The 13,380-nt window shown below is 72.2% G+C and carries 11 protein-coding genes; 8 read left to right on the forward strand and 3 right to left on the reverse strand.

The window, feature by feature from the left end; all coding sequences use genetic code 11:
• Positions 1-60: 60 nt before the first annotated feature.
• Complete coding sequence (locus ACZ5Y9_RS14725; protein WP_247625226.1) at positions 61-672, reverse strand: DUF4916 domain-containing protein; 612 nt, start codon at positions 670-672, stop codon at positions 61-63.
• A gap of 93 nt (positions 673-765) precedes the next feature.
• Here ACZ5Y9_RS14725 and ACZ5Y9_RS14730 point away from each other — a divergent pair, with 93 nt between their 5' ends.
• Both ACZ5Y9_RS14730 and ACZ5Y9_RS14735 read left to right on the forward strand, forming a co-directional pair.
• Complete coding sequence (locus tag ACZ5Y9_RS14730; protein WP_464471661.1) at positions 766-1,422, forward strand: alpha/beta hydrolase; 657 nt, start codon at positions 766-768, stop codon at positions 1,420-1,422.
• Between the two features lie 269 nt (positions 1,423-1,691).
• A complete protein-coding gene (locus ACZ5Y9_RS14735; protein WP_464471662.1) occupies positions 1,692-3,293 on the forward strand; it encodes an ABC-F family ATP-binding cassette domain-containing protein in 1,602 nt (533 codons plus the stop codon).
• A gap of 15 nt (positions 3,294-3,308) precedes the next feature.
• Here ACZ5Y9_RS14735 and ACZ5Y9_RS14740 read toward each other — a convergent pair whose 3' ends face one another.
• Together ACZ5Y9_RS14740 and ACZ5Y9_RS14745 are read right to left on the reverse strand one after the other, a co-directional pair.
• The gene (locus ACZ5Y9_RS14740) at positions 3,309-4,388 is read right to left on the reverse strand and encodes a hypothetical protein (protein ID WP_464471663.1); all 1,080 of its coding nucleotides are present in this window, start codon (positions 4,386-4,388) and stop codon (positions 3,309-3,311) included.
• Positions 4,389-4,432: 44 nt separating this feature from the next.
• Positions 4,433-4,840 (reverse strand): DUF6157 family protein, encoded by a 408-nt coding sequence (locus ACZ5Y9_RS14745; RefSeq protein ID WP_247956783.1) that lies wholly within the window; start codon positions 4,838-4,840, stop codon positions 4,433-4,435.
• Between the two features lie 69 nt (positions 4,841-4,909).
• On the opposite strand from ACZ5Y9_RS14745, the gene ACZ5Y9_RS14750 reads away from it, so the two are divergent.
• From ACZ5Y9_RS14750 to ACZ5Y9_RS14775, 6 genes are all read left to right on the forward strand, one after another.
• Entirely contained in the window at positions 4,910-9,661 is a 4,752-nt protein-coding gene (locus tag ACZ5Y9_RS14750) for an ATP-dependent helicase (RefSeq protein ID WP_464471664.1), read from the forward strand.
• A 63-nt stretch (positions 9,662-9,724) separates the two neighbouring features.
• A complete protein-coding gene (locus tag ACZ5Y9_RS14755) occupies positions 9,725-10,546 on the forward strand; it encodes an EI24 domain-containing protein (protein WP_464471665.1) in 822 nt (273 codons plus the stop codon).
• Positions 10,546-11,319, forward strand: a complete 774-nt coding sequence (locus ACZ5Y9_RS14760) for a DNA-formamidopyrimidine glycosylase family protein (RefSeq protein WP_464471666.1) — start codon at positions 10,546-10,548, stop codon at positions 11,317-11,319. Before ACZ5Y9_RS14755 ends, ACZ5Y9_RS14760 begins: the two co-directional genes overlap by 1 nt.
• An 82-nt stretch (positions 11,320-11,401) precedes the next feature.
• Positions 11,402-11,809, forward strand: a complete 408-nt coding sequence (locus tag ACZ5Y9_RS14765) for a DapH/DapD/GlmU-related protein (protein WP_247625234.1) — start codon at positions 11,402-11,404, stop codon at positions 11,807-11,809.
• Positions 11,810-11,865: 56 nt separating this feature from the next.
• A complete protein-coding gene (locus ACZ5Y9_RS14770) occupies positions 11,866-12,594 on the forward strand; it encodes a LysR substrate-binding domain-containing protein (RefSeq protein ID WP_464471667.1) in 729 nt (242 codons plus the stop codon).
• 64 nt (positions 12,595-12,658) lie between these two features.
• Positions 12,659-13,375 (forward strand): glutamine amidotransferase-related protein, encoded by a 717-nt coding sequence (locus ACZ5Y9_RS14775; RefSeq protein ID WP_464471668.1) that lies wholly within the window; start codon positions 12,659-12,661, stop codon positions 13,373-13,375.
• The last annotated feature ends 5 nt before the right edge of the window (positions 13,376-13,380 follow it).

A 13,380-nucleotide genomic window follows, 5' to 3' on the forward strand; every position in this document is an offset into this window, starting at 1 on the left:
TAGATACACCGGCAGAGGCCTCGAAGGCCATATGCAGAATGCGATGTGCCGCCGGCGCGCTCAGCGCAGCAGGCCGAGGCTCGCGAGCGCCTGCCGGATGAGCGTGCCGCGGCCGCCCTCCATCTCCGACCAGACCGCGTCTGAGCCGGCGGCCTCGGGCGAGAACCAGGTGACCTCGAGGGCATCCTGACGGGGTTCGCAGGTACCGGTGACCGGCACCACGAAGGCGAGCGACACGGCGTGCTGCCGGTCGTCGTGGTAGGCGCTCACGCCGGGGATCGGGAAGTACTCGGCCACCGTGAACGGCAAGGGCTGGGGCGGGAGCAGCGGGAACGCCATCGGACCGAGGTCGTTCTCGACGTGGCGGAACAGCGCGTCGCGGATGGTCTCGCCGAAGCGCACGCGGCCCGAGACGATCGTGCGCGTCATCTCACCCAGGGGCGTCGAGCGGAGCAGGATGCCGATCTCGCTCACCTGGCCGGATCCGTCGGTGCGCACCGGGATCGCCTCGACGTAGAGCATCGGCAGGTGCCGGCGCGCCTCCTCGAGCTCGACGTCGCTCAGCCACCCGGGGTTCGCGTCGGGCGCAGGGGGCTGGGGTGCACCGTCGCCGAAGCCGCCGAGGCCGTCGTCGTCGGGCTCGGGGTCGGGATCAGGTGTGCGCACCGCCATGTGTCCTTTCTACCAGCAGCATCCGACTTCCCCTATGGCCATGCCGTGCCGGGGGCCGGGCCGGTGTCGGCGACCCCTGGCAGGATGGACGGCATGAGCGAGGAGTTGACGATCGACGACGCCGCGACCCGGTGGGTGCCGGGCGACCGCACGGGCAAGCCGCTGCTGGTGCTGCTGCACGGCTACGGCGCCGACGAGCACGACCTCATCGGCCTGGCCCCGTATCTGCCCGCGGACATCGCCGTGGCATCCGTCGCTGCCCCCCTCGCCCCTCCGTTCCCGATGCCGGGCCGGTCCTGGTACCCCATCGAGGGTCTGAACGGTCGTCGGCCCGAAGACGTCACGGTCGCCGCCCGCGCGTTCCTCCGCTGGCTCGACGCCGTCGCCACCGACGCGTCGTCGGTGGCACTCCTCGGCTTCTCGCAGGGCGCGGCCGTCGCCCTCCAGACGCTGCGCCTCGCCCCTGAGCGGCTCGGCGCGGTCGTCGCCCTGAGCGGGTACGCCACCCCGGGCGACCTGCCCGGCGACGAGGCCCTGCGCGAGCTGCGTCCGTCGGTGTTCTGGGGCCGCGGATCGGCCGACGACGTGATCCCCGAGGCGCTCATCACGCACACCTCGCTGTGGCTCCCCGACCACTCCACGCTCTCCGGCAGGGTATACACCGGGCTCACGCACAGCATCTCCGAGGAGGAGCTCGGCGACGTGCACCAGTTCCTCGCGCTCTGGCTCGAGGGCATCGCCGGCGAGTGACCCGCGCGGCCCTCGGTCACGGCGCTCCGGCGCGACACGCCCGGGTTGCACGACGGCATCCGCCGGGGGTATCGTCGTCACGTCCTGTCCGCCGTGTCTGGAAGTCCTTTGATCTGATCCGTCGCCTCCGCGCTCCTCTTTCCGCGCGCTGACCCGACGATCGCCGACTCCACCCGGCCGCTCTCCTCCCGCCTTCGACGGCGCCGCGCAGGAGACCCGCCGTGCAGGCCCGGTGTCAGTGCACCCTCGCACTCGACAGGAGACACACCGTGTCAACCCCCACCCTTCACGCATCGGTCACGCTCGACCGCCTCACCTTCGCCTGGCCCGACGGCTCCACCGCCCTCGATTCCGTGTCGGGCGCCTTCGGCGCGGGTCGCACCGGCCTCGTCGGCCGCAACGGCGCCGGAAAGTCCACCCTGCTCCGCCTCATCGCCGGCGAACTCGACCCGACGGCGGGCACGGTGACCACCACCGGTGACGTCGCGTACCTGCCGCAGCAGCTCACGCTCGCCGTCGAACGACGCGTCGCCGACCTGCTCGGGGTCACGGCGGCGCTCGATGCCGTCCGCGCGATCGCGGCCGGCGACGTCGACCCCGCCCACTTCGACGCGGTCGGCGACGACTGGGACATCGAGGCGCGAGCCGCGGCATCCCTCGCCGAGGCCGGTCTCTCGCCCGAGTTCCTCGACCGTCGCGTCGGGGAGCTCTCGGGCGGTGAGGCGGTGCTCGTGGCGATCGCCGGCATCCGTCTGCGGCGCGCCCCGATCACGCTCCTCGACGAACCCACCAACAACCTCGACCGCGACGCCCGCGCGAAGCTCGCCGCGATGGTGACCTCGTGGAAGGGCACGCTCATCGTCGTCAGCCATGACGTCTCGCTGCTCGACAGGATGGACGACACCGCCGAACTGTTCGGCCGCACGCTGAGCGTGTTCGGTGGACCGTACTCCGAATGGCGCGCGTGGCTGGACGCCGAGCAGGATGCCGCGCGACAGGCCGAGCGCGATGCCGCCCAGGTCGTGCGCAAGGAGAAGCGCCAGCGCATCGAGGCCGAGACCAAGCTCGCGCACCGTGCGCGCACGGCCCGCAAGGCCGAGATCGAGAAACGCGTGCCGAAGATCATCGCGCACGGCCGGAAGATGGCCGCGGAGGTGTCGGCCGGCAAGCTTCGCACCGAGGTCGGGGCGAAGGAGGATGCCGCGCGCGCCGCCCTCGACGAGGCGGGGCGCCGCGTGCGCTCCGAGGCGTCGATGAAGATCGAGCTGCCCGACCCGCAGGTCTCGCGCAGCCGCCGCATCGCCACGATCGCCGATGCGGAGAGGTCGTGGGTCGTGCAGGGCCCCGAGCGGGTCGCGCTGATCGGGCGCAACGGTGCAGGCAAGACGACCCTGCTGGAGCGCCTGGTCGCCGGGGCCGCGTCGGAGGACGGACGGGCGGTTGCCGCCGCGCACGTCGATCACATCGGCTACCTGCCGCAGCGGGTCGACGGCCTCGACGGGGCGCTCACCGTGTTCGAGAACATCACCGCGGCCGCTCCGCACGTGCCCGAGAAGGAGTTGCGCAATCGGCTCGCACGCTTCCTCATCCGCGGCGCGACGTCCGACCGGCCGGTGGGGGCCCTGTCGGGAGGCGAGCGCTTCCGCGTCGCGCTGGCGACGCTGCTGCTGGCGGATCCCGCGCCGCAGCTCGTGGTGCTCGACGAGCCGACGAACAACCTCGACCTCGACACGGTCGACCAGCTCGTCGACGCGCTGACGGCGTACCGCGGCGCCGTGCTGGTCGTGAGCCACGACGACGCCTTCCTCTACCGTCTCGCTCTCGATCTCACTCTCGAGATCGACGGCGAGGGGATGCTGCAGGAGGTGTGAGCGGCCGGAGCGCGCTCACTCGAAGGTCACGACGAGCGCGCTCCCGCTGACCTCGACCGTGCCGCTCGTCGACAGCTCGCCCTCGAAGGTCACCGGCTCCGCGGCATCCGCCGGGGCGTAGACGGCCCGGACGGCTCCTCCCCGTGCGACGAACATCTCGCCGTCGAGCAGCAACTCGACGGTCGGGTACGTGTCGACGGTCCATTCGACCTCGACGGTGCGGGCGTCCAGCGGCGCGCTCAACGGGCATCCGTCGACCCGCCAGGTGGTCTGCGTGGCGCACTCGTCGAGATGCGCGTCGACTTGGCGCTGCACCTCCTCCGAGAAGTTCGCGTTCGGGACGACGGCGACCTTCCGCGTTCCGTCCGGCGCGCCGGTGATGACGAGTTCGTCGATATCCGTCTCGTAGAACGTGTCATCGATCGCCGCGACCGGGTACACCGCCGGGTACAGCGCGAGCGGCAGGACCTCGCCCGAATCGACCGTCGGCGTCTCGACACCACCGAGGAGGAACGCCGGGTCCTCCTCCGTGACGATGAAGCGGTCGGTCAGCGCAGTCCTGACCTGCCACTGCCCCGAATCCTCGTCGCGGACGAGCGAGAGGGTCGTGTCGTGCCGCCCTCCCGCCAGGGCGAAGGACACGTCCACGCTCGTGACGCTCGCGGCGTCATCGGCGTCTGCGGGGGCATCGACGACGACGTCCCGAATCCGTTCGGTCGCGGCACCGAGCACCTCGTCGGTCAGCATCGACGGGTCGTCCAGCTTCTCGATCTCCTGCGGCCGGGGTGCCACGAGTGCCGCGGCCGCGGTGGCGTCGCCGTCGGCGATGTGCTGGAGGTATTGCTCGGCGACCTCACCGGCGCTCGGCCCGCGGTTCGCACCGTTCACCGCCACCAGGACACCGGCGATCACCGCCGCGAGGACCGCGGCTCCGACGAACACCCACAGGAGGATCCACGCACCCGCGCGGGTACGGCGCGGCGGCCCGGGGTGCGCGGTGTGCGCGCCGGGATGAGGCGGCGATGGATGCTGCGGCGTGGAATTCTGCGGCGCCGGAACGCCGTGGGCAGGCTGCGGTGCATGCGGATCGGTCATCGTCTCCCCCTGGTCGATCTGCACCCACCGTATCGGTCATGCCGTCAGGGCCGCCTGCTCCGCATCGCCCGCATGTGGGAGATCTCGGGGTCGGCGGCGTGGAGCGCATAGTCGTCGGATTCGCGCGCGACGAGGGCGACGCGGCCCTGAGCGTCGTGGTGGAGGCCCCAGCCATAGCGCTTGCCGAGCGGCGAGGAACGCAGGCAGGGGCGCCCGACGGAGAAGAACAGGGCACGCTCGACGGCGTCGTCGACGGCGATTCCCGCTCGCAGGGCAAACGTCTCGAACACCACGTCGTCCGACGTGCGGCCGTACGGATGCTCGGCGATCAGCCGGTAGTGCAGGGCGGCGATCGTGGGCTTCTCGCTCGCGGGCGGCTCGACCGCGTGATCGGTCGGGCAGTCCTCGGCGACCTCGATGAACGCGTCGCGGTAGTTCGTGGTGTGCGCCATGGATACAGCATGCGCCCCGCCTCCGACAACCGTCGAGCCCATGTCGGTGGCCGGGGCCAAGATGGACGTATGAGTGACGTGCTCGAGCGCTTCACCCCGCCCACGCAGGATTGGTTCCGGGGTGCGTTCCCCGCGCCCACTCCCGCGCAGGCGGGTGCGTGGGACGCGATCTCGGCGGGCAAGCACGCCCTCGTGGTCGCGCCCACGGGCTCGGGCAAGACGCTGTCGGCGTTCCTCTGGGCGATCGACAGCGTCTTCCGCGAGCGCATGGCCGAAGCGGATGCACCCGCGAAGAAGAAGAAGAAGGACGACGCCCCGCGCACGCGCATCCTGTACATCTCGCCGCTCAAGGCGCTGGGCGTCGACGTCGAGCGCAATCTGCGCTCCCCGCTCGTCGGCATCGGGCAGTCGGCCCGGCGGCTCGGGGCTCCGTCGCCGACGGTGACGGTCGGTGTCCGCTCGGGCGACACCACCTCGAGCGACCGGCGCAAGCTGGTCTCCGATCCGCCCGACATCCTCATCACCACGCCCGAGTCGCTCTACCTCATGCTCACGAGCCGCGCGGGCGAGACGCTGCGCGGCGTGCACACCGTCATCATCGACGAGGTGCACGCGGTCGCCGCCACCAAGCGCGGCGCCCACCTGGCGGTGAGCCTCGAACGCCTCGACGCGCTGCGGTCGTCGTACGGTGCCGAGGCCCCGGCGCAGCGCATCGGCCTCTCGGCGACCGTGCGCCCGATCGACGAGGTCGCCCGCTTCCTCGGCGGCTCCGCGCCCGTCGAGATCGTGGCGCCCCGGGCATCGAAGACCTTCGAGCTGGGCGTCGTCGTGCCGATGGACGACATGACGAATCCGCCGCCGCCTCCGGGCAGCGGTGCCGACTCCCCGACAGCGGATGCCGAGTACACCGAGGTGACGGGATCGGTCTGGCCGCACGTCGAGGAGGCGATCGTCGATCGCATCCTGCAGAACAACTCGACGATCGTGTTCGCGAACTCGCGCCGCCTCGCCGAGCGCCTGACCGGCCGGTTGAACGAGATCTACTCCGAGCGAACCGGTGTCGAGCTGCCCGACCAGACGGTCCCCGCCCAGATGATGGCGCAGGCGGGGGCCACCGCGGGCGCCGATCCCGTGCTGGCCAAGGCGCACCACGGCTCTGTCTCGAAGGAGCAGCGCGCTCTCGTCGAGGAGGAGCTCAAGTCGGGCGTGCTGCGCTGCGTCGTCGCGACGAGCAGCCTCGAACTCGGCATCGACATGGGGGCCGTCGACCTCGTCATCCAGGTCGAGGCTCCACCGTCGGCGGCATCGGGCCTCCAGCGCGTCGGCCGGGCCGGGCACCAGGTCGGCGAGATCAGCCGCGCGGCGCTGTTCCCGAAGCACCGGGGTGACGTGCTGCACACCGCGATCGTGACCGAGCGGATGCTCGCGGGCAAGATCGAAGCCATCCAGGTGCCCCGCAACCCGCTCGACATCCTCGCCCAGCAGACCGTCGCGGCGAGCGCGCTGGGAGCGATCAGCGTCGAGGAGTGGTTCGACACGGTGCGCCGCTCGGCGCCGTTCCAGTCGCTCCCGCGGTCGGCGTACGAGGCGACGCTCGATCTGCTCGCCGGGCGCTTCCCGTCCGACGAGTTCGCCGAGCTGCGCCCGCGCCTGGTCTGGGATCGCGACGCCGGCACGCTCACGGGGCGTCCGGGCGCGCAGCGCATCGCGGTCACGAGCGGCGGCACGATCCCCGACCGCGGGCTGTTCGGGGTGTTCGTGGCGGGCGAGTCGACGGGCGCCCGGGTCGGCGAGCTCGACGAGGAGATGGTCTACGAATCACGCGTGGGCGATGTGTTCACGCTCGGCACGACCAGCTGGCGGATCGCCGAGATCACGCACGACCGCGTGAACGTGATCCCCGCGTACGGCCAGCCCGGCAAGGTGCCGTTCTGGCACGGCGACGGCATCGGGCGACCGTTCGAACTGGGCGAGGCCCTCGGCGCGTTCTCGCGCGAGGTGTCGGCGGCGACCCCCGAGAAGGCGGCGCAGCGCCTCATCGACGCCGGGCTCGACGAGCAGGCCCGCGCGAATCTGCTCGCCCACCTCAGCGAGCAGCGCGAGGCCACGGGCACCCTCCCGACCGACCGCACGCTCACGGTCGAGCGCGGCCGCGACGAGGTCGGCGACTGGCGCGTGATCCTGCACTCCCCCTACGGCATGAAGGTGCACGCACCGTGGGCGCTGGCGATCAACGCCCGGGTGCGCGAACGCCTGGGCGTCGAGGGGTCTGCGGTCGCGAGCGACGACGGCATCATCGTGCGCATCCCGGATGCCGAGGCCGAACCGCCCGGCGCCGAGCTGTTCGTCTTCGACCCCGACGAGATCGAGCACCTGGTGACCGAGGAGGTCGGAGGCTCGGCGCTCTTCGCCTCACGCTTCCGCGAGTGCGCGGCTCGTGCGCTGCTCATGCCGCGCACCAACCCCAACCGCCGCACCCCGCTCTGGCAGCAGCGCCAGCGCTCGGCGCAGCTGCTCGAGGTGGCGCGCCGGCATCCGACGTTCCCGGTGATCCTCGAGACGCTCCGCGAAGTGCTGCAGGACGTCTACGACCTGCCCTCGCTGCGGCGGCTCGCGACCTCGATCGCCGATCGGCGCATCCGCCTCGTCGAGACGCAGCCCGCGCAGCCCTCGCCGTTCGCCCGCGACCTGCTCTTCGGCTACGTGGGCGCGTTCATGTACGAGGGCGACTCCCCGCTCGCCGAGCGCCGGGCCGCCGCGCTCTCGGTCGATCCCGCCCTGCTGGGCGAGCTGCTCGGCACCGTCGAGCTGCGCGAGCTGCTCGATCCCGAGGTCATCGTCCAGTTCGAACGCGAAGCGCAGCGCCTCGACCCCGAGCGCCGCGCGCGCGGACTCGAGGGCACGGCCGATCTGCTGCGCCTGCTCGGACCGCTCGACGCCGCCGAGGTCGCCGCGCGGCTCGCGCCGGAGGGCGATCGCGAAGCGGACGCCGATCGCGGACCGGACGACGATCACGAACCGAACGAGGCCGTCGCCGCGGCCCACCTCGACGCGCTCGTGCAGGCCCGGCGCGCCATCCCCGTGACGATCGCCGGGGTGCAGCGCATCGCGGCGATCGAAGACGCCGGGCGCCTCCGCGATGCGCTCGGCGCGGCGCTCCCCACCGGCATCCCGGTCGCGTTCCTCGAGCCGCTCGCCGATCCGCTCGGCGACCTCGTCGCGCGTCACGCGCGCACCCACGGCCCCTTCACGACGGATGCCGTCGCCACCCGCTTCGGCATCGGCGCGGCGGTCGCGCGGCACACGCTCCAGCGGCTCGAGAATGCGGGCCGTCTCACGAGCGGTTACTTCCTGCCCGAGGCATCGGCCCCGGCCACCGGCTCCTCCGGGGCGGCGGGAGCGGGTGCAGGAACCCGGGACGACATCGAGTGGTGCGACACCGAGGTGCTGCGCCGCCTGCGTATGCGGTCGCTGGCTGCCATCCGCGGCAGCGTCGAACCGGTCTCGCCCGAAGCGTACGCGCGCTTCCTGCCCGACTGGCAGCACCTCACCCGCCCGCTCGAGGGCATCGACGGCGTGCTCGCCGTGATCGAGCAGTTCGCCGGGGTGCCCATCCCCGCGAGCGCCTGGGAGTCGTTGGTGCTGCCCTCCCGTGTGCGGGACTACACCCCGGGCATGCTCGACGAACTCACCTCCTCGGGAGAGGTCATCTGGTCGGGGCACGGCACTCTCCCCGGACGCGACGGATGGGTGTCGCTGCACCCCGCCGATCTCGCGCCGTTCACCCTTCCCGAGCCCGACGCGGAGATCGCGACCGACTCGCTCGAAGCCCGTCTGCTCGGGGCTCTCGGCGGGCCGGGTGCACGCGACGACGCCGCGACCCCCGGGGCCGGCGGGAGCATCGGGGTGGCCGGTGGGATCGGCGGTGCGTACTTCGCGGCGCAGCTCAAGGAGATGACCGGTGCCGAGAACGAGCAGTCGGTGCTCGAGGCGCTGTGGTCGCTCACCTGGTCGGGGCACGTCACCAACGACACGTTCGCTCCGATCCGCTCGCTCCTCGGGGGCGGGTCGCAGGCGCACCGGGTGACCCGCCGCGCCCCGCGCACGCGCACGTACCGTGGCGTCTCCCTGGGACGCACCCCCGCGCGCCCCACCGCGATCGGCGGACGCTGGTCGCTCCTCCCCGCCGCCGAGACCGACCCCGCCCGCCGTGCGACCGTGACCGCCGGGCTCCTGCTCGACCGCTACGGCGTCGTGACGCGCGGTGCCGTGCAGGCCGAGGGCGTACCGGGCGGGTTCGCCCAGGCGTACCGGGTGCTCGCCGGCTTCGAGGAGGCCGGGCACTGCCGCCGCGGCTACGTGATCGAGAAGCTGGGGGCGGCGCAGTTCGCGGCATCCGCCACCGTCGACCGCCTGCGCACGTTCGCGGGTCTCGCCGACCCGCCGCCCCGCAAGGCCGTCACCCTCGCCGCGACCGACCCAGCGAACCCCTACGGGGCGGCCCTCGGCTGGCCGCGCCGCGACGGCGTCTCGCACCGCCCCGGGCGCAAGGCCGGCGGGCTCGTGGTCATCGTCGACGGCGCCCTCGTGCTGTATCTCGAGCGCGGGGGGCGCACGGTGCTGTCCTTCACCGACGACGTCGAGGTGCTGCGCGCCGCCGCCGCCGACCTCGCCGCCACCGCCCGTGCTCGACGGCTCGACACTCTCACCGTCGAGAAGATCGACGGAGAGGGCGTCTACGGCACCCCGCTCGCTCTCGCCCTGCAGGATGCCGGGTTCGTCGCGACACCGCGCGGTTTCACGCTCCGCAAGGCGGTGTGACCCGCACCCGCCTCTGCCCGCCCGCCACCGCCCGCTCATCCGCGCCCCTCTACTGTGAGAGTCATGATCCGAGAGTTCGTCACCGGCGTCCGCCTTCTGCTGCGCGGGTTCTCCGTGTGGCGCACCCGCCCAGGACTCATGGCGCTGGGGCTCGTGCCGGCGGTCATCGCCCTCGTGCTGCTCATCGCCGCGATCCTCCCGCTGGTGCTGGGCATGGGGTCGATCACGGCGTGGGCCACGCCCTTCGCCGACGGCTGGGTCGAGCCCTGGCGATCGCTGTTCCGCACCGCGGTCGGGTTCGTCATCGTCACCGCCGCAGTCTTCCTCGCGAGCGCCGTGTTCACGGCCCTGACCCTCACGATCGGCGATCCGTTCTATCAGCGCATCTGGCACGCGGTCGAGGTCGACCTCGGCGATCCGCCGCCGACCGACGGCGGCAGTTTCTGGACGACGATCGGCGAGGGCCTGCGCCTCGTGGTGCTGGGCGTGCTCATCGCGATCGTGGTTCTGATCGCCGGCCTCCTGCCCCTCGTGGGCGGTTTCGTCGGCCCCGTGCTCGGCGTGGTCCTCTCGGGACGCCTCCTCGCACGCGAACTCACCGGGCGCGCGTTCGACGCCCGAGACCTCACCCCCGCCGACCGCGCCGCTCTGTTCGCGGGCAGCCGAGCGCGCGTGCTGGGCTTCGGCGTCGCCACCCAGCTCTGCTTCCTCGTGCCCGGCGGTGCCGTCGCGGTCATGCCCGCCGCCGTCGCCGGTTCGACGATGCTCAGCCGCAGCATGCAAGAACGCAGCCGCAGCATGCAGGAACGCAGCCGCAGCATGCAGAACCACGACCTTCCGGCGCCGAGCGCTCCCCCGCCCCCGCCCCCGGCCGGACCCCGCTGATGCCCGAGGGAGATACCGTCTTCCGCACGGCGCGGCGGCTCGACGAGGCGTTGGCCGGTGGCACCGTGACGCGATTCGACCTGCGGGTGCCGCGCTTCGCGACCGCCGATCTCACGGGCCAGACGGTGCACGGAGCGGCACCTCGGGGCAAGCATCTGCTCCTGCGCATCGGTGAGAGCACGCTGCATTCCCATCTGCGCATGGACGGTGCGTGGTTCGTCTACCGACCGGGTGAGAAGTGGCGGCATCCGGCGTTCAAGGTCCGCGCGATCGTCGGCACGGCCGAGCGCGAAGCGGTCGGCGTCGACATCGCCGAGATCGAGTTGGTGCCCACCCGCGACGAAGACGATCTCGTGGGCTACCTCGGCCCCGATCCGCTCTCCGCCGACTGGAATCCCGCAGAGGCGGCCCGGCGCATCTCGGCCGATGCGCGCAGCATCCACGTCGCCCTGCTCGACCAGCGCAACGTGGCGGGCTTCGGCAACGAGTACGCCGCGGAACTCCTGTTCCTGCGGGGAATCCTGCCGACCACGCCAGCCGCGGAGGTCGACGCCGCGGCCCTACTCGGCCTCGGCACGCGCACGATCCGCGCCAACCGCGACCGCCGCAACCGCACGTTCACCGGGATCGATCGGCCGGGCCAGGCCACCTGGGTCTACGGCCGCGCGGGGCGACCGTGCCGACGGTGCGGAACGCTCATCCGACGGGGCGAACAGGGCGCGGATCCGACGCGTGAGCGCATCACCTTCTGGTGCCCCGTGTGCCAGCGCTGACCGGTTCCATACCGGGGAATGAATCCCGTAGGCGCGTGGTTATTGATAGCACTGGGGAAAACCCCGGAGCACGGGAGGAATCGTGGGCAAGAACTACGTCGACATCGAGAACGACCGAGGCGACACGCTGCGCTACCGCAAGCACGCCAACGGCCGAGGACTCGTCGCGCACGGCGCGAAGGTGCACCCGAAGGCGCACATCGAAGCCGGCGCCTACATCGAACCCGGCGCACGCATCGGCGCCGGAGCCACCATCGCGCGCGGCGCGTGGATCGAACCGGATGCCGTGATCGGCGACGGAGCGCACATCGAGGCGCACGCGCACATCGGAGAGGGCGCGGCCGTCGGCGATGGCGCGCACATCGGCGTCCGCACCGAGATCGGCGCGGGCGCACGCATCGTGCGCGGCGCACGTATCGGCGACGACGAGACGGTCGCGGCCGGTCTCACCGTCGCGACGAACCGCAAGGGCCTCTGGCTCGCCGCCTGACGCACCGCTGACCACCGCGGCAACCGACCGCGCGGTCGCCGGATACCCTTGATCGCATGGCGACTCAGGGACGGCGACCGCAGCGGCGCCCGCAGAAGACGACGAAGCCGCCGCAGCAGAAGCGCCGGCCCGGCCAGCCGAAGCAGGCGAAGAAGGTCGTCTTCGACGCCCTGGCCTCCGTTCCGGAGGAGCCGCGCACGTTCCGCCTCGGCGTCGTACCCGGCGCGACGCCGGGCAAGTGGATCGATGCCTGGAAGCAGCGCATGCCGCATGTCCCGCTCGAGGTCGTGCCGGTCGAGGTTGCCGATCAGGATGCCGCGATCGACGGGCTCGACGCCGCCCTCGTGCGCCTGCCGCTCGGGCCGGACACCGTCGACACGCTGCACGTCATCCCGCTGTACGACGAGGTTCCCGTGGTCGTCGCATCGATCGAGTCGCACCTGCTCGCCGCCGACCAACTCCGACTCGAAGATCTCGCCGGCGAAGTGCTCATCGCGCTGACCGACGACACCCTGCCCGCGATCGACGCACCGGGTGCCCTCGCGCCGCGTTTCGCGCCCCTGTCCACCGCCGAGGCCATCGTCACCGCGGCGACCGGTACCGGCGCCGTGGTCGTGCCCATGTCGCTCGCGCGCCTGCACCACCGCAAGGACGCCGACTACCGCCCGCTCGTCGACGGCCCGACCTCGACCGTCGCCCTCGCCTGGGTGCGCGAGCGCACGACGCCCGACGTCGAGACGTTCGTCGGCATCGTCCGCGGCCGCACGGCGCAGTCGTCACGGTGAGCGCAGTCGTCTCCGTGAGTCACCGACGACCGGCCGGCCGCCGCGCTCTCGTTAGAATCTTCTGATGTCCTCGCTTCTCTACGTCTGCGTGCGACCCGAGATCGGGGCCGCGGATGCCGAGCACGCCTCGTTCCGGCGCGCGCTCGGCGTGGACGTCGTCGACCGCCTCGATCTTCTCGACGAGCCCCTCGACGAGAAGCGTCTGCAGGACTACCGCGGGATCGTCGTCGGCGGTTCGCCGTTCAACGTCTCCGACACCGTGAAGTCCGCCGTGCAGCTGCGGGTCGAGGCCGACCTCGAGCGCATCGCCCGCCGTGCGATCGCGGCCGAGACCGCCGTCTTCTTCACCTGCTTCAGCATCGGCGTCGTCACCCGCCTGCTCGGCGGCGAGGTCACCACCTCGACTCCGGAATCGGCGAGCGCGACCGTGATCCGCACGACGGATGCCGGAGCCGCCGACCCCGTGTTCGGTCCGAGCGCACCCGCGCTCACCGTCTTCACCGCGCACAAGGAGAGCGCCGCCGCGCTCCCGCCGGGGGCCGAACTGCTCGCGACGAACGATTCCTGCCCGGTGCAGGCGTACCGCGTGGGCACGCACCTGTACGCCGCGCAGTTCCACCCGGAGCCCACGCCGCGCGACTTCGCCGACCGCATGACGTTCTACCGCACGACCGGGTACTTCGACCCGGCGGAGTTCGATCGCGTACAGGGGCAGGTGCTGTCGGCATCCGTCACCGAGGGCGCCGAGCTGCTGCGCCGCTTCGCCGAGACGTTCGCCTGAGCCGA

It is taken from the genome of Microbacterium sp. T3-8 (genome assembly GCF_055398145.1).

Excerpts from the sequence above, each read along its gene's own strand:
- ACZ5Y9_RS14725 (WP_247625226.1), bottom strand. The coding sequence starts at position 672 with ATGGCGGTGCGCACACCTGATCCCGACCCCGAGCCCGACGACGACGGC.
- ACZ5Y9_RS14730 (WP_464471661.1), top strand. The coding sequence starts at position 766 with ATGAGCGAGGAGTTGACGATCGACGACGCCGCGACCCGGTGGGTGCCG.
- ACZ5Y9_RS14740 (WP_464471663.1), bottom strand. The coding sequence starts at position 4,388 with ATGACCGATCCGCATGCACCGCAGCCTGCCCACGGCGTTCCGGCGCCG.
- ACZ5Y9_RS14745 (WP_247956783.1), bottom strand. The coding sequence starts at position 4,840 with ATGGCGCACACCACGAACTACCGCGACGCGTTCATCGAGGTCGCCGAG.
- ACZ5Y9_RS14750 (WP_464471664.1), top strand. The coding sequence starts at position 4,910 with ATGAGTGACGTGCTCGAGCGCTTCACCCCGCCCACGCAGGATTGGTTC.
- ACZ5Y9_RS14755 (WP_464471665.1), top strand. The coding sequence starts at position 9,725 with ATGATCCGAGAGTTCGTCACCGGCGTCCGCCTTCTGCTGCGCGGGTTC.
- ACZ5Y9_RS14760 (WP_464471666.1), top strand. The coding sequence starts at position 10,546 with ATGCCCGAGGGAGATACCGTCTTCCGCACGGCGCGGCGGCTCGACGAG.
- ACZ5Y9_RS14770 (WP_464471667.1), top strand. The coding sequence starts at position 11,866 with ATGGCGACTCAGGGACGGCGACCGCAGCGGCGCCCGCAGAAGACGACG.
- ACZ5Y9_RS14775 (WP_464471668.1), top strand. The coding sequence starts at position 12,659 with ATGTCCTCGCTTCTCTACGTCTGCGTGCGACCCGAGATCGGGGCCGCG.